Raw genomic sequence first — 21,399 nt, 5'->3', positions numbered from 1 at the left:
GGCGGCTGGGCGGGGATTAATCAACATTTTGCTGCCAGGCGAAGCGATAGGCCTGCATCGGACTTTCCGGTTTACACAGGCCGTTGTCGGCATCGGCATCGACGATGAACCAGTCAGCTCTGGAGGTCTGACCCAGCGGCCGGGCTTTTTCCGGCAAGAAGCAATTGGCCAGTTGCTCGCCTGGCACCAGCGCAAAGGTGCCGGGGTGTTCTCTTAGCCAGCGGGCGGCCTGTTCGGTTGCCGACGGCTTGGCAAAACCGAAATGCACAATGGGTTGGCGTGCATAGAGCCAGTGCCCCTCGCGCCAGTTGACCAGCACCAGATCGGCACCTTGAGTAACGTAAGCGGCCTGTTCCATCAGTTCCTTGTGTGGGTTTTGGCCCTCTATGACGGGTTCGACGAACCCCCTGGCGAACCACAGACCAAGCCAGACAACCACCACCACCGGGACGATTCGCCGAGCCCTGACGCGGTCATGGAACCAGCGTTTCAACAGCCAGGGCAGCAAGGGGGCCGCTACCAGCACCAGACCAGGCAGCGCCGGAAAGATGTAGATCTTGCGTTTGCCACTGGAGAGGCTGAAGAACAGCAGCACCAGTAACACCCAGCCGAGCAGTACCAACACCCGGCCGTCGCGCTTGCTCAACTGTCGGCGCCAGGCCGGGATCAGCCAGGGCAGCACCAACACCAGCGGCAGCCAATACTGCGGGATGACTTTGACGAAGAAATACCAGAAGGGCTCGCGGTGGTCCCAGGCGCTGGCGTAGCGATTGGCCGTCTGGTGCAAGAGTATTTCCTGCACATAGGCGAAGCCTTCCGGGCCGCCGTCACGCACGACCGAAATAATCATCGGCACCAGCCACAGGCAGCAGGCCAGCAATAACACCAGCAGACCCAGCGCCCAGCGCGCGGCCTGTCCAGGCATGGCCACCACACCGTGCCAACCTTTACGCGCGGCATAGGCGTAAGGGATCAGCATCAACGCGGGAACAAAACCGACGCCCTTGGTGATAATACCCAGCCCCATCGCCGCACAGCTGAAATAGAACCAGCCCCAGGCCGGCCCGAGCAACACGTGGCGAACCAGACCGTAGAAGCCCAGCGCAATCCACAGGCACAGAAAACTGTCGATCTGCCCGGTGCGCAGGATGCTGTAGGTCTGATAGGTCGCCAGGAACAACAAGGCGGCGCACCGACCGATGCGTCGGTTCCACAGGCGTGTGCCCAGATCGTAGAGGACTGCGGTGGTCGCGCCTGCAGAGAGCAGCCCGGGCAGGTACAGCGCGACGTTCGGGCTGCCCGTCAGCCAAATGAAGAATGCCGTCGCCCACATGAACAGCGGCGGTTTGTCGGCATAGATCTGCGCGGCCCGGTGCGGGACGAACCATGAGCCGTTCTGCAGCATTTCCAGGGCAACGCCGAGAAAACGCTCTTCATCCACGTTCTGCGGCAGACGCAAGCCCAGGCCGCCCCCGACCAGTAAAACGGCCAGCGCGACCAGTAGCCATCCCTCGAGGCGAGGCGAAAGGTGAGTTCGCACCGTCATTGCTCCTCAGGTGTCTTGGCCTGTCGGCTGATCAGCTGCAGGTTGCGCATGTACACCAGCAGGCCAAAGGCCTGGCCGGCGATGAAGACCGGGTCCTGTCGGTAAATGGCGTAGGCCAGCAGGATCGTGCTGCCCAGCATGCTCAGGTACCAGAAGCCTACCGGGATGATGCTGCGCTTCTTGAATTCGCTGTACAGCCATTGCAGGACAAAGCGCCCGGTAAAAACCGCCTGCCCGACAAAGCCGAGGATCAGCCAGAAAGTCTCGTTATCCGGCTTCATGGCCGCAGTTCCTGTGCCTGAACATCCAGCCGAGTCCGGCGGATCAGCCACCAGACGCCGACCAGATCAAGAATGCCGACCAGCGCACGGTCCAGGTTGCCGTACTTGGACACGCCGGCCTGGCGATGACGGTGGTTGACCGGGTGCGTGACCATACGGCCGTTATGTCGCTGAATCAGCGCTGGAATGAACCGGTGCATATGGTCGAAGTACGGCAGGCGCAGAAACGCGGCTCGCTCGATCAGTTTCAGGCCGCACCCGGTGTCTGGAGTCGCGTCCTTGAGAAGCCGGCTGCGCAGCCCGTTGGCAAAGCGCGAGGCCCAGCGTTTGCTGGCGGTATCGCGCCGATTCACCCGGTGACCGGCCACCAGCTGTATCGCCCCGGAGCCGTTTGCGTGAGCGCGTACCAGCGCCAACATCCCGGGAATATCCGCCGGGTCGTTCTGACCGTCACCGTCCAGGGTCGCCAGCCAGGTGCCGTTGGCCGCCAGTGCTGCGTGATAGACCGAGGTGCTCTGCCCGAGTGATCGCTCGTGGCGCAGGATCCGCAACAAGGTCAATCCGCTGTCTTTGAGGTGAGTCAGCACTTTCAAGGTGTCGTCTGTGCTGCCGTCGTCAACGACCAGTATCTCGTAGCGTTCCCCGTCCAGCGCTGTGCAAATTTCTTTTATCAGGCTGGGCAGGTTATCGGCTTCGTTTTTGGCCGGGATCACGACGGAGAGAAAAGTGGGCGTGGTCATGGAATTCCTTGTTATTGAAGTGGCACACGGAGCCGGGCCTGGTAGTGCTCCCGATACCAGTCGACGAAGGCCCTGACGCCGGTGTCGACCGAGACCTGTGGTTGAAAGTCGATCCATTGGCTCAGCGCACTGACGTCAGCCCAGGTTTGCAGCACGTCGCCCGCTTGCAAGGGCAGGTAGCGCCGCTCGGCGCGCAGGCCTAGCGCGGCCTCCAGGCAATCGACGAACTCCAGCAGCTTGACGGGCTGACCCCGGCCGATGTTGAAGAGCTGATGAGGCGGCTCGCTGCCAACCGCATCGGGCGGCAGCAGGCGCAGGCGCAGGATGCCTTCGACAATGTCGTCGATGTAGGTGAAGTCCCGCGCCATTTCGCCGTGGTTGTAGATATCCACAGGCTGGCCGGCGAGCATGGCTTTTGTGAACTTGAACAGCGCCATGTCTGGCCGGCCCCAGGGGCCGTAGACGGTGAAAAAGCGCAGCCCTGTGGCGCGCAGGCCGTACAAGTGGCAATAGCTGTAGGCGGTGAGTTCGTTGGCGCGCTTGGTGGCGGCATACAGTGACAGCGGCCGGTCGACGGCATCTTCTACCTGAAACGGCATGCGCGTATTGGCGCCGTACACCGAACTGCTCGACGCGTAGATCAGGTGCGCGGGTCGATACTGCCGACAGGCCTCGAGCACGTTGATAAAGCCGACCAGATTGGATTGGGCGTAAACATTCGGTTGTTCAAGCGAATAACGCACACCGGCCTGCGCCGCCAGATGAATGACCTGTTCGAAGCCATTTTGCGCGAAGAGCGCGGACAGACCTTCGGCATCGGTAATGTCCAGCCTGTGGAACGTGAACCCTGGCAGGCGCTGGAGTATGGCCAGGCGGGATTGTTTAAGCTCGACGCTGTAATAATCGTTGAGGTTGTCGATGCCGACGACCTCCACACCCAGTTTGCACAAACGCCTGGCGACATGAAAGCCGATGAACCCCGCAGCACCTGTCACCAGCACCGTCATGCCGGAGTCGCCCGGCCACGACCAATGCCGTAGTAGGTAAAGCCTGCCTCACGCAGTTGCGACGGGTCGAACAGATTGCGGCCATCGAACACCACGCGATCACCGAGCTTTTCGCCGAGCTGGTTCAGATCCAGTACCCGGTAGTCCTGCCATTCGGTCACCACCACCAGAGCGTCCGCGCCTTCCAGAGCATCCTGCTTGCACTGCACCAGTTGCAGGTCGTTTCGCTCGCCGTAATGATGCCTGACCGCTTCCAGTGCCTGAGGGTCATGTGCCTGAACCCTGGCACCGGCTGCCCAGAGTGCTTTGAGCAGGGTATGGCTGGAGGCTTCGCGAATGTCATCGGTATTGGGCTTGAAGGCCAGTCCCCAGACAGCGAAGACCTTGCCCCTGAGATCACCACGGTAATGCGTGTGGATATTTTCAAACAGGCGGTGCTTCTGGCGGCGATTGACCTGTTCGACGGCGTTGAGCAACGCCGTTTCCACGCCGTGCTCGCTGGCTGTGCCGATCAGCGCCTGCAAGTCCTTGGGAAAGCATGAACCGCCGAAGCCGCAGCCCGGGTAAATGAAGTCATAGCCAATACGAGGGTCGGAGCCGATGCCAAGCCGCACCTGTTCTATGTCGGCACCTACTTGTTCAGCGAGGTTGGCGATCTCGTTGATGAACGAAATCTTGGTCGCCAGCAGGCAGTTGGCAGCGTATTTGGACAGCTCTGCGCTGCGCGCATCCATGACCACGAACTTCTCGCGGTTGCGACTGAAGGGCTGATACAACTCGCGCATCTGCTCCAGCGCCCGCGGGCTGGCCCCGCCGATGATAATGCGATCCGGACGCAGGCAATCGCTGACCGCGCAGCCTTCCTTGAAAAATTCGGGGTTGCTGATGACTTCAAAGCCGTCATCGCGTCGCGGACTGGCAGCGATCTCAGCGAGCAGGCGGTCGACGGTGCCCACTGGCGAGGTCGATTTGTTGACAATGATCGGGGCACTTTCGGCGTGTCTGATCACGCAGCGCAGTACGGCAAGCACCTGGCTCAGGTCCGCCTTGCCGTCGGCTTGCGCTGGCGTACCGACGGCGATGAATAGCAACTCTGCAAAGCGACTGGCGTGTACTTCATCGGTCGTGAAACTTAGTCTCTTGCAGTCCAGACCGTTGCGCAGAAGCTCGCCAAGACCGGGCTCGAATATCGGACATATGCCTTCGCGCAGCGCGTCGATGCGTTTGCTGTCGACATCCATGCAACAAACGGTATGGCCTACTTCCGCCAGGCAGGCGGCAAGGGTAAGTCCCACATAACCGGTTCCGAACACCGTCACTTTCAAGTGCCGCTCCTTCCGCTTCATGACATGAATGGATGAGCCAGTTTGTCTTCAGGTGCCTCGGCAGCCTGAAATAACCAGCGAAAGATAAATGTCATAAAGGTGTTAAGAAACGATGACACAAGTTTGTCATGTAGCCAGAAGTGCCGCGGGCAGTCCTGTTTGCCTGCAGCGAACTTGTTGCCGATTACTGACCGCGCTTCATCATGAAAATGAAAAACAGCCCTCCCAACAAGGCAGTCGTAATGCCTATCGGTAGGTCTTCGGGGGCGATCAGGGTGCGGGAGATGACGTCGACCCAGACCATCAACAATGCGCCCAGAAGGGTGGCGACGGGTAACAATCGCCGATGCTCCGAGCCCACCAGACGTCTGGCCATGTGCGGCACCATCAGGCCGACAAAACCGATGGAGCCGCACAGGGCGACCAGTACGCCGGTCATCAGTGAGGCGATCAGAAAAACCAGCAGGCGCACGTTGCGCACTTGCAGGCCAAGGCTCACGGCGGTTTGATCGCCGCCCATCAGCGCGTTCAGTGAACGACCCAGCCCTTGCAGCAGGACCCAACCGCACAGCACCGTGATAAACGGCACCGCAAGCAACTCCCAGCGGGCCAGACCCAGCCCGCCGAGCATCCAGAACAGCACAGAGGAACTGGCGCGGTGGTCGCCCAGAAACAACGACAGGTTGGCGATTGCCATCATCACGAAGGACACGGCCACGCCGCCGAGCAGCAGGCGCTGGCTGTCCAGGCGGCCTTGGTGACTGGCTAGCCACAGCACCAGGCACAGGCTGACCAGCGAGCCGACAAAGGCGGCCAGTGGCAATGTCAGCATGCCGAACACTTCGCCCACATGCATGACCACGATCACTGCGCCAAGCGTGGCGCCCGAGGTCGCTCCCAGCAAATGCGGATCGGCCAGCGGATTGCGGGTCGCGGCTTGCAGAACACAGCCAATCAGTGCCAGCCCTGCGCCTGCCAGCGCGCCCAGCAGTACGCGGGGTGTGCGTATCAGCCAGACGATGGTTTCCTGACCCGCGGTCCAGAGCGGTGGATGTTCGACAGTACCGGAGAGTTTGAACATCAGGATACCCATCACCTGACTCAAGGGCACAGGGGCCGCGCCGAAGGTGATGCACACCAGGCACGACGTCAGCAGCAAAAGCGTCAGAGCGATCAACAGGCCCAGGTAACGACGCGGCCGTTCGGTCAGCCACTGCGCCAGCGTCATCGCTTCACGTCATGAAATGCCGCTGCAAGCGTCTCGATGGCCGTGACATTGTCGATGCCGGGCGTCACCGCCACATAGGGCAGCACGACATAACGCCGGTTGCGGATCGCGTCGACGGCTTGCAGTGCCGGATTGCTTTCAAGAAAGTGCTGTTTCTGCGCAGCGCTGACTTCGCCATAGTCAACGATCACGATCACCTCGGGATTGCTTTGCACGACCGACTCCCAGTTGACGTGGGTCCAGCTGGCCGCGACGTCGCCCATGACATTGCGGCCGCCCGCAGCGCTGATCAGCGCCTGGGGAATGGCCAGGCGCCCGGCGGTCATCGGCCGGTCTTCGCCGCTGTCATACAGGAATACCCTGGGCGGCGATTTGCCTGCCACACTTTTCTCGACGTCGCTCACACTGCGGCGCATCTGTGCAACCAGCTTTTCGGCCCGGGTCTGCACATCGAATATCCGACCCAGATTGAGCAGGTCGTTGTAGACATCCTCCAGCGTCGCTTCGGTGCGGGGCATTATCTGGGCGCAGGATTCGGTCAGTTCGTAGGCCTGAATGCCCAGCGGGGCGAGACTTTGCGGCGTGACATCGCCACCCACGCGCATGCCATAGTTCCAGCCGGCAAAATAGAAGTCGGCGTTTGCATTGAGCAGCGTTTCCAGAGACGGATATTTACTGGACAGCTCGGGCAGCTTGCCCAGGTCGCGTAAGAGCGCCTGATCGGGTTTGTTCCAGCCGGTAATGCCGCTGTAGCCGACCATGTGCGATTGCAAACCCAGGGCAACCATCATTTTGGTGAGGTTCACATCGTTGCTGACGGCACGCTGCGGCGCAGCCGTGAACGTCACCGAGCGGTCGCAGCTTTGCACCGTGACGGGGTAGGCGGCATACGCCATCGGGCTACATAGCAACGCGGCCAAAGCCAGGCGGGCGGACAGGCAGTTCATGTCAGGGTATCCAGGTGATGCGTGGGTAGTCGCGCAGAGGGTGGCTGTCGACCAGCGCCTTGGCGCCGAACACGTTGAGCAGCATTTCCGGGGTCAGCACATCCCGGGGCGTGCCTTGCGCAATGAGCCGGCCGTGATGAATGACACACAGGCGATCACAGAATGCCGCCGCCAGGTTCAGATCATGGATACTGGCCAGCGTGGCCATGCCGAGCTGTTTGACCAGCCCGAGCAATTCCAGTTGATGGCGCGGGTCGAGGTGATTGGTGGGCTCGTCCAGCACCATCAATCGGGGTTCTTGCACCAGCGCCCGCGCCAGCAGACAACGCTGCTTCTCGCCGCCGGAAAGCGTGTCGAACCGATGCTGCTCATAGCCCGCCAGCCCGACGGCGTTCAGCGCGTTTTGTACAATTGCGCGGTCGTGATCACTGTCTGCGGCAAAGAACCCTTGATGGGGCGCGCGACCCATGTTTGCCACATCCAGCAGTGTCAGGCCGAATGCATCGGGAAACTCCTGGGCAACCACTGCCACGTGCCGGGCGCACCAGCGCGGGCTGCACGACCAGATATCGCGGGCATTGATGGCGACCTTGCCGCTGTGCGGGCGGCTGTAGCGGAATGCGCAACGCAGCAGACTGGTCTTGCCGCTGCCGTTTGGCCCGATCAGGCCGACGAACTCGCCTGCGGCGATCTGCAGGTCGATATCCTTCAAGGCAAAGTGTTCGTGCGTGCAGACTGACGTCTGTTCCGGTGCCCACGCGAGGCGTTCCAGCGCCAGCATCAGAAACTCAAGTCCGCAGTCACGTACAGCGAGCGGGGTTCACCCAGAATCCATTGCTGCCCTTCGTTGTACTGACTCGCTGCGTATTGCCGATCAAACAGATTGCTCACCTCGTCGCCATCGAGCGAGCTGGTGCCGGCCGGGGTCTGCAAGGCCGTCAATGACAAGCGAGAACCGGAATGGGTAACTGAACCGAGATGCTCTGCATCTTGCGACAGGGCCGTAGCCTTAATCGTGGACGGAGCAAGCCCTACCTGTTCGGAAGCGTTTGCGTAACCTGCGCCGCAGGCCAGCAGGCAGAGTGTTGTGACTGCACGGCGGGATTGAAAAAGAGGGCTGATCATGGATGAAGGGTCGCTTTGGGGGACTGCGTTTGATAACCTTTTATTGTTATAACATAACATTTATAGGCCGGTATACCCACTTACTAATCTTCAAAGGGTGGGAGCAGTTCGATCTATATCGCTGGCGAATGCAGAATCTCTTTCAGAAGAGCGGGGCCGCCAGGGAGGTGTTCGGGCATCGCTTCCATGACTTGAGTTAAGTCATGCGAAAAATCGTAGAGTCAAAACCTTGTGTGGACGGTTACGTCAGAAATCAAATCTATCCAGTAGCCAGTTAAGTTCCCGGACCGTCAACGTAATTGCCTCCTGCATCTCATCGAGAGAGGCGTTGAAACGCCCCGACTCAAGGTGCTTGGACCGAAGGCACAGGCCGTTGTGCTCTCAGCAAAGGATTTTCACGTGTTTACTGTGTCGATTCAGAAAAAAGCAAGGGATCGGACACAGCGACTTTAATGTCCACATTTGACAGATTTCGAAATCAGCACGCTAGCGACCATCTGCCTGAAGGCACATTTTTTTACCATCGACCACTTTACATGGCCAGTGATCATTAATATAAGTGTCGGGTTTGAAGCAGGCATTTTGATTATTTACCCAGAATGTTTGCCAGCCAGAGCCTGAAGGTCTCAGATCATTGCATAACGAGTAACCGGTCGATACGAGCCACAGGGTGGTTAATATAGGCAGAGGAAGAGATACATACAGAAGCGTTTTCAAGAAGAGCTTAAACATGACACTTTGAAATTTTGCTGCACAGGTACCGGGTTCTGGAGAAAAAACCTTTCGCGTGGTAAATGCCGCTATTGCAGCATATCCCATCAATATCGCAATAAACGGCGCGGCAAGAAGGGCATAGGCTATATATTGAACTTCTATGATCGGAGCGTTTCTCCAGAGGCGTCCATAGACGGGTGTCACGCCGTCGACTATTATATATACGGCGCTGGCCAGTAGCAGGATAGCCAGTAAAAGCCCCAACACGGTGATGAGGCGAAAGTATTTGGGGAGTGAGTCTATGGATGCACTTTTAATTTTTTTCATAGCTTAGGGAGCCTGAATTGTCCTAGGCGTGGGAGTTCAGGGACTGGTAAGTTGGGCATTATTTGATCGGTGACATTGCGTTTGAACCAGTCTTTGGCGGCTTTTTCCGCTTCGCTCATCAAGGCATCAATAAGATTGTCAGGAAGGCTTCTTATTGAGTTTCTTATGTTGTCAGGATTGATTTTTTTTATGGTTTCACCGAGCTCTTCTAAGTGGTTGATTGTATAGTCAGTGTAGAGGCGTACCTGTTCTTTTAAGCCGCTCTTGATTCCATTGTTATTGTCTATCACGTTTAAAAAATAACTGGCTGCGAAAACAAATGCTACGCCGATAGCGACAGGTATTATTGCTGAACCTATGAAAACACCGGCGATACCTGCCGCTGCATAGCCGACAGCCGTTGCGATACCCGCTTTGACCAACTCAACGCCGACGCCGACGAAAAGGTCAGACATGACACTTTCGTCAGAGAGAAAGTGCTCAAATAATTCTATTCCTACCGCGACATAGGCGGAAAGTTTGAAACCCTTGATGGCCTCGCCATTGAGGCTGTATTTACCAATACCTACCTCAATAAGCTTCGCATTTTGAGCTAAATATCGTGTTCCCTTGAGCACCGATCTTAGTCCTGGCCTGCCCGTGATGATAACGTATTCCTTACCATTAACTATTGTATACTTAAGTCGGGTCTTATAGCCTCCGATGCGCTTCCACAGTTGCCCTAACTTAAATGTATCACGGGCTGCCATTCCGGTAGGCACTACCCAGTTGGTATTAACCCACTGATGCGCAGTGCTCTGGTAAAGCGACTTGGTACAGCCCCACCCCCCATCCAGTAGTTCTTTATCAGTTCGTGGGCACAGCCAATGCGTTTGTGTGGATCCTTCGTGCGGGGAACTGATGCTTGCCGCTAGGCGATTGGCGTCCTGAAGGGTCAGCACTATCATTTCAGTATGATTTGTGTCTAGGTCATGCTCGAGCTTTTGAGCCTGTTCGTTGGTCAGTCCCATAATATCCTCCCTGAATTTCGCAAATGTAAACTCGGACAGCGTCCTGGTCAAACTGTGCCTGTGTTACAAATGTTACAAAAATAATTTCCTGCCGTCATCTGGCTCAAGTCACATCATCTCTCTGCGCAGCTTGACAGATAAGAGCTCAGACGGTCTCATTATTCACTTCCAGACTATATTGCAGGATGCACAGATGATTTTTAATGCACTGGAGCAGTTGACTCAGCAGAACAGTCGACTAATCACCTTTGACTCACCACTGCCTCCCGAGCAAGAGCTGCGTCTGGAAAATTTTTCAGGACGTGAAGCGATTTCTGAGCTTTTTGCGTTTGAGGCCACGCTGATATCAAGTGACGCTCGAATTGAGTTGAAAAAGCTTGTGGGCAAGAAGGTTTCCCTCGGTCTCACCCTTGCTGATGGAAATGTTCGTCATCTTAATGCTCACGTATCGGACTTCGTGCATTTGGGGGCCGATGGAGGCGTCGCCAGCTATCATGCGCGGCTGGTGCCGTGGGTCTGGCTGCTTAGCAGGCGCAGTGATTCGCGCGTGTTTCAGGACAAAACAGTAGAAGAGGTTGTAAGGGAAATTTTTTCCTATTATCAGAGCCTCGCAGTATTTGAGTTTCGTCTGACTCGTCCTCTAAAGAAAATGAGTTACTGTACTCAATATATGGAGTCAGACTTAAATTTTATTCTTCGTCTCCTCGAAGCTGAAGGTTTATTTTTCACGTTTCAACATTCCCAAGATGAACACTGCATGATGATCATGGATGACAGTCGCGATCTTCCTGCGCTGCCTGCTCAACCCGTCATTCGGTATCATCGCGCATCGGTCACCGAAGAGGCTGACTCGATCACCACGTGGTCATCCTCTCGGAACCTACAGCCTACTCAGTTGGCCATGAAGTCTTTCGACTATAAACAGCCCAGAGATCCGCAACTGGTACAGATGAAATCAATCGCCAAACAGGGCGAGGTGGGAGAGTTTGAAACCTTCGATTATGAGGGGGTGTACGGTTACACGGATCTTGAAGATGGCCAACAAAAAGCCCGAAACCGGCTAGAGGCGATGGAGGTATTAGGCAAGCAGTTTTCGGGTTCCAGTAACTGCCGTGTCATGGAGCCTGGTTATTTCTTTGAGCTGACGCAGCACTACGATCATGACCAAGATAGCCAGGAGGACAGGCAGTTTTTATTGCTGAGCGTAAATCACTCAGGCCAGAACAACTATCTCAGCCACGGTGAGCCCGGTTACCAGAATTCATTTGAGTGCATCCGCCGTAAGATCCCTTACAGGCATAGACTTTCTACACCGCGAGCTGCAATCCGCGGCCCGCAAACCGCCATCATCGTCGGCCCCCCCGGCGAAGAAATCTACACTGATGAAATGGGCCGTGTAAAAGTGCAGTTCCACTGGGACCGCTATGGCCAGTTCGACGACAAAAGCTCCTGTTGGGTCCGCGTTGCCCAATCCGGTGCCAGCGGCGGTTTCGGTAGCATTCAGATCCCTCGTGTCGGCGACGAAGTCGTAGTGGTATTCCTCGACGGTAACCCTGACCGCCCGCTGATCATGGGCAGTCTCTACAACAGCCAGAACACGCCGCCATGGTCTCTCCCGGCCAACAAGACTCAAAGTGGCTTCATGACCCGGTCGATGAAAGGCCATGGCGGTACAGCGAACTTCTTTCGCTTTGAAGACAAGGCCGGTGCTGAGCAAGTCATCATGCACGCCGAGCGCAACATGGACACCGAGATTGAATTCGATGAGACGCACAAAGTCGGTAACAACCGCTTGATGACAATTGATGGCATGCAAACCGAGATCATCAAGAAAGACGCTGTGATGAATGTTCAGGAAGGCTCACTGACGATTCAGGTTGATAACCAGTTCATCCAGGTCAATGCCAAGCAGCACATCATTCTTCAGGTAGGCGAAAGCAGCATCACCCTTACCCCGGACGGAATCGAGATCAAAGGCAACGCCATTACCACGGTGAGCAAGGGCACAACTCAAATCACCGGCGCGCCGGTCAGAGTCAATGACTGAGGTAGCGAGCTGATGACCAGCACCAGTATTTATGATCGTATTTCAGAAAGGCTTTTGGCGAAGGGTGCACTAGGCTGTATGGTTCTGGCTACTCAGGCCCGCCTTGTTACCACCAGCTCCACCGCTGCAATACGGTCCACGTCTTCGTAACCCTCTTCAAGCAGCTCTTCGCCGAAGACATCCGGGTCCAGTTCGCGGTAGGTCCATGCCAGTGCCGCATGGTCGATATCGGCCTGCACCGCCTCGAAAAACGGATCGTGCTCGCCCACCATGGCCACGCCGGTGTAAAGCACCAGCGAGCCGCCCGGCGTGAGGCGGTCCAATGATTCGCGCAGGATGCGCACGGACAGGTCCGCGCCCAATGCATCACCACCGTGGCGGTAGGCGCGGCGCTTGGTGTCTTTCATGTAGGGCGGGTTGGCGACGATCAGGTCGAAATTTCCGCTCAGGCCCGAGAGAATATCGCTGTGGCAGCACTCCATATTCTTCAGCCCGGCGACCGCGGCATTGGTCTGCGCGAAATGCAGCGCCTTGGGGTTGATGTCGACGGCATGCACCTGAGCCTGCGGACGGGCGACCGCGATCATCATGGCACCGGCACCCGTACCGCAGCCGATGTCGACGGCGCGGTTGATCGGGTGCGACGTGCCTTGCAGATGACGATTGATGGACTGCGCGAAGCGATAGGTATCCGGACCGAAAAATACCGAGTCTTCATCTGCGGTAGGAAACGCGGAATGCACCAGCAGCAGGTCATCCAGGCTGGAAAATCTCACCCGGCTTTTCAGGCCGTCTTCCTTGCGTTCCAGAATACCGGCAGCCAGCAGCCCTTGAGCCTCTTCGACCGGCAGCATGGACTCCGGTATCAGCCGGCTCCAGCCGAAGACATCGCGCAGTGAAGCGGCAGTACGATTTTCCGGGCGTTGATTGACGTGTCGATGAGTCAGGGGTGTTGGCGTGACAAAGCGATAGCCACTGGTCTCAAGGCGCTGCGCCAAGGCAATCAGCGCGGCGCTGTCGGGGAGGGAAAGACTCATGCGTGGGCTCCTGTCATGCGCTCGGCCATGCTGCTCACAAACAGACGCGTCGCGTGCAGGCCGGCGGCGGTCGCGTGTCTTGCCGGCGACATGCTTTCGATCAACGTGGACATCTTCTCCGAGGCGGGCGCAGATTCCAGTTTCATGTGCAGTTCGCGCACGTCCGGATCAGCATCCGCCGAGGCAGGCACCGCAAGCGCGGGGGAGGGCTGAGCGCCGTCCTGCAGGTTGCGAAAGCGCGCGCGAAAGGCTTCCGGAAGCCGTTTGCCGACCGTGGCTTGTGCACTGCCATCCGACAGCCACTCGCCGGCGATCCAATCGTGCACGAGTTGCTTTTCATAACCGTTGAAGACGCCGAACATCGGTGCACCGGCGCCTTCGAACAGTTTCCAGAAGCGACTGTGCAGAGGGTCTTCGTGACGCTTGATCCAGCCTCTGTTCTCCAGTACGGCAAGAAATTCCGGGATCTGATCGGGCTCGGCGAGCCACTCGTTGACGGTCTTGCCGTCGAGACGGCAGTAATCGGAATGCATGTGCTGACCGAACGTGCGCTTGCGCTCGAGCATGGCGATCACTTCCTGCTCCAGGTCGAACGACTGGATCACCTGAGTTGATCCCATGCCCAACTCATTGAGGCGATAACCACTGGCGACACGACGATAAAACTCGTCGCGCTCCTGGCCGACAGGCATCAGTTCAAGGACGCTCTGCGCAGCCTTGCGCGCATGACCGGTGCTGGCGTTATCGATCGTCACATGCAGGGTGAAGTAGTAAGGGTCAATGCCCAGTTCATTCAGCTCGAATGATGTGATGAGCAAGTGCAGTGGCAGCTGTTCATAGCCCAGGTTGTAACCAATGACCTCGGGAAGGTACTGCTCGCTCAACTGCCCCAGTGAGAGCTGAATTGCGCCTTGCAGGTAGGCGTCGTCTGCCAGTGGCGCGCTGGTGTCGCAGTCCAGATCCGCCAGCAGTTTCCGGTACAGAGAGACGTGATTCTGCGCCTGTTCGCCGTCACCGAGTTCTTCAAGGTAGGTCCGAATCAGGCCGTGAAAGCGGTAGTCTGCCCAGCGTGGCAGCAATCCGTATAGCCAGGCGCCGTCGACCATTTTGGTCGGTGCGACCTGCTGAATGAAATACATCGCGTGCGCTTTGCTCTTGAAAAACCGTCGTGGTTTTCCGGCGCGGCGTTGCTCGAGATAGAGCGCGTATTGATCAGCCACGACCCCTACGTTCTGCTCCATCCACTGTTCAAGCGCTTCAGGCTGTGCCGGAAGGTCGCAGTGTTCGCGCTCGGCCAGGGCCAGGCAGTGATTCAGAAACAGGACCGCATCGTGTTGATGTTCAGGAGCACGTTCATTCATCCATGATTGATAGACGGTTTTTGAACAGGCTTCTTCAACGACGGTTTTGACGACGGCATCGCCGGTCATCACTTGAAGAGACGTCATGAAAATCGTACCTCGGCAGTTGAACATCACGTTGACGCGGTCATTCGGGGCTTTCTATTTTTCTATGCAGCTTTTCTATGCAACGTAGATAAGTGAGTGCCGCGACCCGGGTAAATTCAGCGTATTTTTTAGGGCACTGATCGGCGGCACTCTTGGTTAAGGCCGTTATTTCGTGATGCAACAGCGATCAAGCGATCAAGCCATCAGCGCTTCGACGGGTCATTGTCAAGCGAGCTTCCAGTCCCGAAAGACCTTGTCGCCATCCCCGCTTCGAAACCTCGGCGTGCAAGCAGCGCCTGCGCCTCGAAGGCACGAAGTCCTTTTACAAACACCCTGTTGGTCAACGCGCTATCCAGCTGGTCGCGGGGCGTGAGAGGTTGACTGGAGCTGAGTTTTTTCATGATTCCATTCTCCTGATCAAAACAAGGGTTGCCGTTTCAGGCGTCTTTGCCCTGGACAAAACCAGAGCCCAGGTCGGCACCGGTAATCGGGTTGGCGGCCGGGTCGGACTGGGTCCGTTCCTTCATCATTTCCAGCACCTCGGTGTCCTTTTCATCCAGCATGACCGAGGCCGTACCTTCGCCGCCATCGACAGCCGCTTGTGGCGATTCCACATACTCCCAGTCACCGCCCTGATTCCAGGCGCCGCGTACATTGGGTTCGCCTGACATGTTGAAGTACTTGTTGGTGAATTCCGGCATGCCCGGCAGTTTGCCCTGCGGGAAGTTGGGCTGGATGGCGTGCAGGGCTTTTTCAAAAGACAACTGGTGTGCAATTTCGCGAGTCATGAGAAAGCCCAGCGCTTCTTTAACGCCCGGGTCATCCGTCACGTTCATCAATCGCTCGTAAACAATCTTGGCTCTGGATTCTGCGGCGATATTGGAACGGAAGTCCGCTGTCGGCTCACCGATCGTATCGATATAAGCCGCTGTAAAGGGCACGCCGGCAGAGTTGGTCAATGGCGCACCGGAGCCATAGAGCAGGCTGGTGATATGTGAGTCATTGCCGTTACCGTTGATAGAGCGATACAACTCGCCTTCTTCTTCGATGCCTTCAGCCAATTGACCTTTGGCGCCCTTATTGAGCATGACAATAATGGAACCCACAATTTCAAGGTGGCTCAGTTCTTCGGTGGCGATATCCATCAGCAGGTCTTTACGGCCTGGATCTTCTTCGCTCAACCCTTGAGTGAAATAGCGTCCGGCTGCAGCCAGTTCACCCTGAGCCCCGCCGAACTGCTCAAGCAGAAGGTTGGCCAGTCCAGGATTGGGTCTTGCTACACGTACGGTATATTGAAGTCGCTTGTTATACATGAACATGTCGTATCCTCAGGCTTTGATCTCTCGGGAAGCGTCAACCCATGTGCATGGGCTCGATTCAACGCAGTCACAGGTTATGAGGGACTGTGGAGCGTGATCGTTACTGCTAACTTTTTTAAAGAGGACCGACGGTGTTTAAACGGCAGTTCAATAGAATTTTATTATTCCCCTTGCGTGGTTGAATGTTCGTTCATCGTCGCGGAGAAGCCTGCTTGAACCGGCCTGGCGGCCGGCACTGTTTTACACGGGAAACAGACTGAAAAGTGCAGTTATAAACAAACTCTATCAATCACTAAACCCTAGAGTTCAGTTATAAGGATACATCAACATATGGCCACATGACATCATTTAGATGATGGCATTAATATTTTGAATTTTTTGAAACTGCTGCGATCTGTTTTGCGAGTCGACAAAGCAGGAGCACCACAATGGCTGATGAAAAACACTACCGTATCGATTACCTGCTGCATGGCAGTTACAAGACGTTCTACATAAGGGCAGGCGCCATGGATAATAAAGAGGCCTGGCACTGGGCTTCAGTGGATGCCGGGTTCGGTGCGATTCCCAAGTACCGTTCCGATCCGGTGCCGAAGCTGAGCAAGCCTCAGGCGGAAAAGCTCGGTCTGTCGAACGTGGAGTGGGCGAGGGCTTGAATAGCCCTCGATCACCTCGATACGACGCTTACCGTCGTGCGTCACGATGCCGCACGACGGTATTACCCTTTTGCAAAGTCTACGGTCGCCCGACTGTCAGATGAACGGTTGTTTCCAGCCTGATCGACCTTAACACCCTCATTCGAATCATGCCTGCCGCAAGCGTCATGCCGGCAAAGCGCTCTCGCCCGCGATTCGCCCGATGATTCTGACCTCACGTTAACCGTGGCTTGGTCGATAGCTCCAGTATCAGGCTATAGCACCCATTGAACTTCCTGATAGGCCACTGCTCTCAAGTGATGTCAATGTGCCTCTATCTGAATGGATGACCTCGTTCAGCACGGCACAGCTGCCCCGTACTACCCGTGATGCAAAGAAAGGAGCTTTTCCGCCCGGATCGGACACCCTAATTAAAAAGAGAACACTATGAACATCCTTTCGCCTGGTATCTACCTGACCAACCGCCTGCGTTTTCCTGCCAAGTTTGCCGTTTTAGCCATCATTATCGTTATCCCGCTGATTGTTCTCGGTCTTCGGGTTTTCAACAGCCTGAATGCAAGCATCGACACGGTCGCGCAAGAGCGCGTTGGCCGTGAGTACCTGCAAATGACCACGCCCGTTCTGCGACTTTCCATGCTCCAGCGCGCGGCCAGTAACCGTCTGCTGGCCGGCGATGCTTCTGCCGCTCAGGATATAACCAGCAACCGCGCTCAGCTCGAGACTGCTCTTGCTAACCTTGCCGACATGGATGCGCGACAAGGGCAGCAGCTGGAAACCGAGAACCGCGTACAGCGCCTGCGTGAAAGCAACCGCTCCCTGATGGACAGTATCAAGCCAGGCCTGTCGCAGGATGAAGTGTTCGCCCAGTGGAATGAGCAACTGGCCCAGACACTCAACTTTATCTACTACGTCTCGGCTACCTCGGGCATGGTGCTGGACGAAGATTACGCCTCGCTGTTTCTGATCGACCTGAGCACCATCCGTATGCCCCGGGAAATCAACGTCGCCGGTCAGATCCGTGGTATTACGGCAGGTTTGATAACCGGTCAGGGGCTGAGTGTATCGATGCGTGGCTCGCTGGAGAGCCTGCTGAAGATCGAACTGCAATTTCGTGCGGAGCTGGAGCAAAGCATTCGACTGCTCAAGCGCCGTTCGCCAGAACTGGCCGCGCGCATCAGTGATCCGATCACTGCCTCTACTGCAGCGATGGACAGCTTTCGCGGCGACCTGCACGCGTACGTAAAAGGCACAGAGTTTTCGGTGCAGCAGGGGCAGGCGCTGAGTGCGCGCGGCAACGTCGTTGTCTCGGGCCTCTACAAGGCTCAGGACGAAATTCAGACTGCGCTTCAGGATGAGTTGAATACGCGCTACGACGCCCTGGTGCTGCAACGCGAAATCGTCATTGCCATGTGCGTGGTTATGGGTTTGTTGCTGCTCTATGCGTTCTGCAGTATCTACCGCGCCTTGCGCCTGACCATCGACAGCCTGCTGGGCGTAACCCGCCGTCTGGGCGAGGGTGATCTGAGTGCACGCGTAGCGGTCGTCAGCAAGGACGAAGTGGCGGATATCGCCAACGGCCTGAACCTGATGGCCGACGCCTTCGCCAGCTCTATCTCGCACATGGACCGTACCTCTTACGAACTGACTGATGTCGCGTCCCGGCTGGGCGCATCCATCGGCCTGGCCAAGCAATCCATGAACGCGCAGCAGGCTGAAACGGAGCAAGTGGCGACCGCGATCAACGAGATGACCGCGAGCGTCGCCGACGTGGCGCAGAACACCGAAGGTGCCGCACTGGCCGCCGATGAAGCGAACACCGCGTCACGTAACGGTCTGCGCATCATGCACCAGGCACACTCGACCATTCAGGCGCTGGCCGAAGAAGTCGAAGTCAGTGCCCAGAAAGTCCAGGCGCTGGCCCTGCACAGTCAGTCGATTGGTGGCGTTATCCAGGTCATCAGCACCATTGCCGATCAGACCAACCTGTTGGCCCTCAATGCCGCCATCGAAGCTGCACGGGCGGGCGAGCAGGGTCGCGGGTTTGCCGTGGTGGCTGATGAAGTCCGCACGCTGGCTTCGCGCACTCAGGCGTCGACCGAAGAAATTCGCGGCATCATCCAGCAACTGCAAGGTGCGACCGATGCTGCCGTGCAGCAGATGCAGGCCGGGCAGCAGAAGGCGCATGCGTGTATCAGTGCCGCCAGCGATGCTTCGGGCAGCCTGTCGAGCATCAGTCAGGGCGTGGAGCGCATCGTCGAGATGAACACGCAGATCGCCAGTGCTGCCGTGCAGCAGCATGCGGTCTCCGAAGACATCAACCGCAATGTCATGGAGATTCGTAACAGCTCCGGGACGTTGATGCTGGGTATCGATAACAATGCGGTCACCGCCGATGAGCTGGCGCGGGTCGCCAGCGACATGCGCAATGTCGTGGCGCGTTTCAAACTGACTGCCTGATTGAATCGGGGGCTGTTCAGCCCCCGATTTCCCTCCCTAATCGGCGCGCTCGCGCGGATTGCCTTTTTCCGATCAAGTTTTGCTCTTCTGCGGCCGATAGCTCTGGCGCGCGGGTTTGCTGTCCATAAAAACAAATCTCAGCTCTTTCGTTGCGCACAAAAAAGCATTTTCAGGAGATTTTATGAACAGCAGATTTGCGAATATCAGCGTCAACATGAAGTTGGCATTGGGCTTTGGGACCGTTCTTTTCTTCACGGCTGTCCTCGCCCTTGTTGGCTGGACCAGCCTCGACAAGCTCATCTATCGCACCGACCGAATCGGCGATATCACCAGGCTGAGTGACAACCTGACCACTCTGCGAATCGCGCGTCTGCAATACATGCTGACGGACGGCGATGAAACCGCAGCACAGAACATGCAAGGCAAGCTGGATGTGTTCAAGGCGCAGCAGCAATCACTGCTCGTCAGCTTCAACAATCCGGTCAACCTCAGGCCGCTGCGCGAACTGGCCGATGTCACTCGCGACTATGAAGCATCCCTGAACAGCATGCGCGCGGCGTACCAGGCCGGGGCCAAAGTGCGCAACGAGATGACCGCCAATGGCACAGCGGCCATGCAGGCCGTCGAGTCGTTGAATAATGCGGTCATGCAGATCGATCCTTCTGACCCGGCACGCTTCGATCTGGCCCAGTTGGCAAACAGCGCTCGGCAAGACTTGGTTCTGGTGCGTTATGAAGTGCGCGGCTATACCGGCAATCCGAACGACAAGACCGAGACAGCAGCCTTCCAGCAGCTCGATAGCGCGATCAGTCATCTGGACAGGCTCAAAGCCGCTTTTGGCACTGCCAACCGCGAACAGATCGCACAGTTTGAAAGCGCTTTACGCAATTACCGCAGCTCGGTCGATGCCTTCAAGGCAACCACTCAGACAGCGGCGAGCGTGCGCAAGGATCTGACTACTCAAGGCGCCACCATCGTCAAGCTGGGCGAAGAGTTGTACGGCCTGCAGATGCAGATGGGCAAGGAAGACACTGCTCAGGCGCGCAGCCTGCAGACAGGTTGTGTGGTGTTGGTCATGCTGCTGGGCATTCTTGCCGCTGTGGTCATCACGCGTCAGATCACTCGCCCATTGCGCGATACGCTGGCCATCGTCGAACGTATTGCGTCCGGCGACCTGACCCATACCGAAGCGGTCACCCGGCGCGATGAACTGGGCGTCTTGCAGCAAGGCATCCAGCGCATGGGGACAACCCTGCGCGAACTGATCTCCGGTATTCGCGACGGCGTCACACAGATTGCCAGCGCGGCCGAAGAACTGTCGGCTGTTACCGAGCAGACCAGTGCAGGGGTCAACAGCCAGAAGGTCGAGACCGACCAGGTGGCCACCGCCATGCATGAAATGTCGGCGACCGTGCACGAAGTGGCGCGCAATGCCGAGCAGGCGTCCGTGGCGGCTTCCGATGCCGACAAGCAGGCGCGTGAAGGCGACAAGGTCGTCGGCGAGGCCATCCAGCAGATCGAGCGATTGGCCGCTGAAGTGGTTCGCTCATCTGACGCAATGAACGTGCTTGAGCAGGAAAGTGACAAGATCGGCAAGGTCATGGATGTGATCAAGGCGGTCGCCGAGCAGACCAACCTGCTGGCCCTCAACGCCGCCATCGAAGCCGCGCGCGCCGGGGAAGCCGGCCGGGGTTTTGCCGTGGTGGCCGACGAAGTTCGCGGTCTGGCGCAACGTACCCAGCAGTCCACCGAAGAAATCGAAGGGCTGGTGTCGGCATTGCAGAATGGCACGCGTCAGGTGTCGGGCATCATGCTCGGCAGCCGCACGCTGACAGACAGCAGTGTCGAACTGACGCGCAGGGCCGGTACGTCGCTTGAGAGCATCACCCGGACCGTCTCGAGCATCCAGGCGATGAACCAGCAGATCGCCGCCGCCGCCGAACAGCAAAGCTCGGTGGCCGACGAAATCAGCCGCAGCATCGTCAACGTCCGCGACGTCTCCGAACAGACCGCCGAAGCCAGCGAAGAAACCGCAGCCTCCAGCGTCGAACTGGCACGCCTCGGTGGCCAGCTGCAGATGATGGTCAGCCACTTCCGGGTGTGACGGTCGCGCCCACGCGGAGCAGCCGGACACCTGTCGTTGCGCACGCTCCAGCGTGGGGATGCATTTCGTGACGCTCTGCGTTAC

20 protein-coding genes and 1 pseudogene are annotated in these 21,399 nt (G+C 57.4%); 5 read left to right on the top strand and 16 right to left on the bottom strand.

What is annotated here, in order from left to right:
- Window positions 1-16 precede the first annotated feature (16 nt).
- The 12 genes from LIX91_RS19780 to LIX91_RS19725 all read right to left on the bottom strand — a co-directional run bounded on the left by LIX91_RS19780 (window position 17) and on the right by LIX91_RS19725 (window position 10,250).
- The gene (locus tag LIX91_RS19780; protein WP_226489015.1) at window positions 17-1,546 is read right to left on the bottom strand and encodes an ArnT family glycosyltransferase; all 1,530 of its coding nucleotides are present in this window, start codon (window positions 1,544-1,546) and stop codon (window positions 17-19) included.
- The gene (locus LIX91_RS19775; protein WP_003367870.1) at window positions 1,543-1,827 is read right to left on the bottom strand and encodes a lipid-A-disaccharide synthase N-terminal domain-containing protein; all 285 of its coding nucleotides are present in this window, start codon (window positions 1,825-1,827) and stop codon (window positions 1,543-1,545) included. The genes LIX91_RS19780 and LIX91_RS19775 overlap by 4 nt, the downstream gene beginning before the upstream one ends.
- Window positions 1,824-2,567 (bottom strand): glycosyltransferase family 2 protein, encoded by a 744-nt coding sequence (locus LIX91_RS19770; protein WP_003408244.1) that lies wholly within the window; start codon window positions 2,565-2,567, stop codon window positions 1,824-1,826. Before LIX91_RS19770 ends, LIX91_RS19775 begins: the two co-directional genes overlap by 4 nt.
- Before the next feature lie 11 nt (window positions 2,568-2,578).
- The gene (locus LIX91_RS19765) at window positions 2,579-3,574 is read right to left on the bottom strand and encodes an NAD-dependent epimerase (RefSeq protein ID WP_226489014.1); all 996 of its coding nucleotides are present in this window, start codon (window positions 3,572-3,574) and stop codon (window positions 2,579-2,581) included.
- The gene (locus tag LIX91_RS19760) at window positions 3,571-4,899 is read right to left on the bottom strand and encodes a UDP-glucose dehydrogenase family protein (protein ID WP_226489013.1); all 1,329 of its coding nucleotides are present in this window, start codon (window positions 4,897-4,899) and stop codon (window positions 3,571-3,573) included. The genes LIX91_RS19765 and LIX91_RS19760 overlap by 4 nt, the downstream gene beginning before the upstream one ends.
- A gap of 184 nt (window positions 4,900-5,083) precedes the next feature.
- Complete coding sequence (locus tag LIX91_RS19755) at window positions 5,084-6,127, bottom strand: FecCD family ABC transporter permease (RefSeq protein WP_226489012.1); 1,044 nt, start codon at window positions 6,125-6,127, stop codon at window positions 5,084-5,086.
- Window positions 6,124-7,074, bottom strand: coding sequence for an ABC transporter substrate-binding protein (locus tag LIX91_RS19750; RefSeq protein ID WP_226489011.1), 951 nt, complete (start codon window positions 7,072-7,074; stop codon window positions 6,124-6,126). Before LIX91_RS19750 ends, LIX91_RS19755 begins: the two co-directional genes overlap by 4 nt.
- A 1-nt stretch (window position 7,075) precedes the next feature.
- Window positions 7,076-7,855 carry an ABC transporter ATP-binding protein gene (locus tag LIX91_RS19745; protein ID WP_065088191.1) on the bottom strand — a complete coding sequence of 260 codons (780 nt, stop codon included), beginning with the start codon at window positions 7,853-7,855 and terminating at the stop codon, window positions 7,076-7,078.
- A complete protein-coding gene (locus LIX91_RS25920) occupies window positions 7,855-8,022 on the bottom strand; it encodes a hypothetical protein (RefSeq protein ID WP_371676490.1) in 168 nt (55 codons plus the stop codon). The genes LIX91_RS19745 and LIX91_RS25920 overlap by 1 nt, the downstream gene beginning before the upstream one ends.
- Window positions 8,023-8,445: 423 nt before the next feature.
- Window positions 8,446-8,568, bottom strand: a complete 123-nt coding sequence (locus tag LIX91_RS25915; protein WP_143524634.1) for a transposase — start codon at window positions 8,566-8,568, stop codon at window positions 8,446-8,448.
- Window positions 8,569-8,685: 117 nt separating this feature from the next.
- On the bottom strand, window positions 8,686-9,240 hold the full coding sequence (locus LIX91_RS19730; RefSeq protein ID WP_100073140.1) for a hypothetical protein: 555 nt from the start codon (window positions 9,238-9,240) through the stop codon (window positions 8,686-8,688).
- Complete coding sequence (locus LIX91_RS19725; RefSeq protein ID WP_024649875.1) at window positions 9,237-10,250, bottom strand: hypothetical protein; 1,014 nt, start codon at window positions 10,248-10,250, stop codon at window positions 9,237-9,239. Before LIX91_RS19725 ends, LIX91_RS19730 begins: the two co-directional genes overlap by 4 nt.
- 193 nt (window positions 10,251-10,443) lie before the next feature.
- Between LIX91_RS19725 and LIX91_RS19720 the strand changes: the two genes are divergently transcribed.
- Window positions 10,444-12,297 carry a type VI secretion system Vgr family protein gene (locus LIX91_RS19720; protein ID WP_103696158.1) on the top strand — a complete coding sequence of 618 codons (1,854 nt, stop codon included), beginning with the start codon at window positions 10,444-10,446 and terminating at the stop codon, window positions 12,295-12,297.
- Window positions 12,298-12,389: 92 nt separating this feature from the next.
- Here LIX91_RS19720 and LIX91_RS19715 read toward each other — a convergent pair whose 3' ends face one another.
- From LIX91_RS19715 to LIX91_RS19700, 4 genes are all read right to left on the bottom strand, one after another.
- Entirely contained in the window at window positions 12,390-13,334 is a 945-nt protein-coding gene (locus LIX91_RS19715) for a methyltransferase (RefSeq protein ID WP_226489010.1), read from the bottom strand.
- Window positions 13,331-14,782 (bottom strand): iron-containing redox enzyme family protein, encoded by a 1,452-nt coding sequence (locus LIX91_RS19710; protein ID WP_226489009.1) that lies wholly within the window; start codon window positions 14,780-14,782, stop codon window positions 13,331-13,333. The genes LIX91_RS19715 and LIX91_RS19710 overlap by 4 nt, the downstream gene beginning before the upstream one ends.
- Window positions 14,783-14,985: 203 nt before the next feature.
- Window positions 14,986-15,183, bottom strand: a complete 198-nt coding sequence (locus tag LIX91_RS19705; RefSeq protein WP_046271058.1) for a hypothetical protein — start codon at window positions 15,181-15,183, stop codon at window positions 14,986-14,988.
- Window positions 15,184-15,219: 36 nt separating this feature from the next.
- Entirely contained in the window at window positions 15,220-16,101 is an 882-nt protein-coding gene (locus LIX91_RS19700) for a manganese catalase family protein (RefSeq protein ID WP_226489008.1), read from the bottom strand.
- A 428-nt stretch (window positions 16,102-16,529) separates the two neighbouring features.
- Here LIX91_RS19700 and LIX91_RS19695 point away from each other — a divergent pair, with 428 nt between their 5' ends.
- The 4 genes and pseudogenes from LIX91_RS19695 to LIX91_RS25905 all read left to right on the top strand — a co-directional run bounded on the left by LIX91_RS19695 (window position 16,530) and on the right by LIX91_RS25905 (window position 21,315).
- The gene (locus LIX91_RS19695; protein ID WP_003316018.1) at window positions 16,530-16,754 is read left to right on the top strand and encodes a DUF6555 family protein; all 225 of its coding nucleotides are present in this window, start codon (window positions 16,530-16,532) and stop codon (window positions 16,752-16,754) included.
- Between the two features lie 426 nt (window positions 16,755-17,180).
- Window positions 17,181-19,211, top strand: coding sequence for a methyl-accepting chemotaxis protein (locus tag LIX91_RS19690; RefSeq protein ID WP_226489007.1), 2,031 nt, complete (start codon window positions 17,181-17,183; stop codon window positions 19,209-19,211).
- Window positions 19,212-19,392: 181 nt separating this feature from the next.
- Window positions 19,393-20,412 (top strand): annotated as a pseudogene (locus LIX91_RS25910) (methyl-accepting chemotaxis protein); the annotation flags it as partial.
- 39 nt (window positions 20,413-20,451) lie between these two features.
- Window positions 20,452-21,315: a methyl-accepting chemotaxis protein gene (locus LIX91_RS25905; protein ID WP_370737590.1), complete on the top strand. Its 864-nt coding sequence runs from the start codon at window positions 20,452-20,454 to the stop codon at window positions 21,313-21,315.
- Window positions 21,316-21,399: the final 84 nt, after the last annotated feature.

The organism is Pseudomonas sp. B20, assembly GCF_020515755.1.
GTDB classification, from domain to species: domain Bacteria; phylum Pseudomonadota; class Gammaproteobacteria; order Pseudomonadales; family Pseudomonadaceae; genus Aquipseudomonas; species Aquipseudomonas syringae.
Note: the sequence above shows the minus strand (reverse complement) of the source record. Positions and strands in the feature narration are given on the sequence as shown.

What these genes read in the sequence shown, in the direction of transcription:
- LIX91_RS19720 (WP_103696158.1), top strand. Translation starts at nt 10,444, where the DNA reads ATGATTTTTAATGCACTGGAGCAGTTGACTCAGCAGAACAGTCGACTA.
- LIX91_RS19750 (WP_226489011.1), bottom strand. Translation starts at nt 7,074, where the DNA reads ATGAACTGCCTGTCCGCCCGCCTGGCTTTGGCCGCGTTGCTATGTAGC.
- LIX91_RS25905 (WP_370737590.1), top strand. Translation starts at nt 20,452, where the DNA reads ATGGGGACAACCCTGCGCGAACTGATCTCCGGTATTCGCGACGGCGTC.
- LIX91_RS19770 (WP_003408244.1), bottom strand. Translation starts at nt 2,567, where the DNA reads ATGACCACGCCCACTTTTCTCTCCGTCGTGATCCCGGCCAAAAACGAA.
- LIX91_RS19700 (WP_226489008.1), bottom strand. Translation starts at nt 16,101, where the DNA reads ATGTTCATGTATAACAAGCGACTTCAATATACCGTACGTGTAGCAAGA.
- LIX91_RS19695 (WP_003316018.1), top strand. Translation starts at nt 16,530, where the DNA reads ATGGCTGATGAAAAACACTACCGTATCGATTACCTGCTGCATGGCAGT.
- LIX91_RS19690 (WP_226489007.1), top strand. Translation starts at nt 17,181, where the DNA reads ATGAACATCCTTTCGCCTGGTATCTACCTGACCAACCGCCTGCGTTTT.
- LIX91_RS19715 (WP_226489010.1), bottom strand. Translation starts at nt 13,334, where the DNA reads ATGAGTCTTTCCCTCCCCGACAGCGCCGCGCTGATTGCCTTGGCGCAG.
- LIX91_RS19775 (WP_003367870.1), bottom strand. Translation starts at nt 1,827, where the DNA reads ATGAAGCCGGATAACGAGACTTTCTGGCTGATCCTCGGCTTTGTCGGG.
- LIX91_RS19755 (WP_226489012.1), bottom strand. Translation starts at nt 6,127, where the DNA reads ATGACGCTGGCGCAGTGGCTGACCGAACGGCCGCGTCGTTACCTGGGC.
- LIX91_RS19765 (WP_226489014.1), bottom strand. Translation starts at nt 3,574, where the DNA reads ATGACGGTGCTGGTGACAGGTGCTGCGGGGTTCATCGGCTTTCATGTC.
- LIX91_RS19780 (WP_226489015.1), bottom strand. Translation starts at nt 1,546, where the DNA reads ATGACGGTGCGAACTCACCTTTCGCCTCGCCTCGAGGGATGGCTACTG.
- LIX91_RS19725 (WP_024649875.1), bottom strand. Translation starts at nt 10,250, where the DNA reads ATGGGACTGACCAACGAACAGGCTCAAAAGCTCGAGCATGACCTAGAC.
- LIX91_RS19705 (WP_046271058.1), bottom strand. Translation starts at nt 15,183, where the DNA reads ATGAAAAAACTCAGCTCCAGTCAACCTCTCACGCCCCGCGACCAGCTG.
- LIX91_RS19745 (WP_065088191.1), bottom strand. Translation starts at nt 7,855, where the DNA reads ATGCTGGCGCTGGAACGCCTCGCGTGGGCACCGGAACAGACGTCAGTC.
- LIX91_RS19730 (WP_100073140.1), bottom strand. Translation starts at nt 9,240, where the DNA reads ATGAAAAAAATTAAAAGTGCATCCATAGACTCACTCCCCAAATACTTT.
- LIX91_RS19710 (WP_226489009.1), bottom strand. Translation starts at nt 14,782, where the DNA reads ATGACGTCTCTTCAAGTGATGACCGGCGATGCCGTCGTCAAAACCGTC.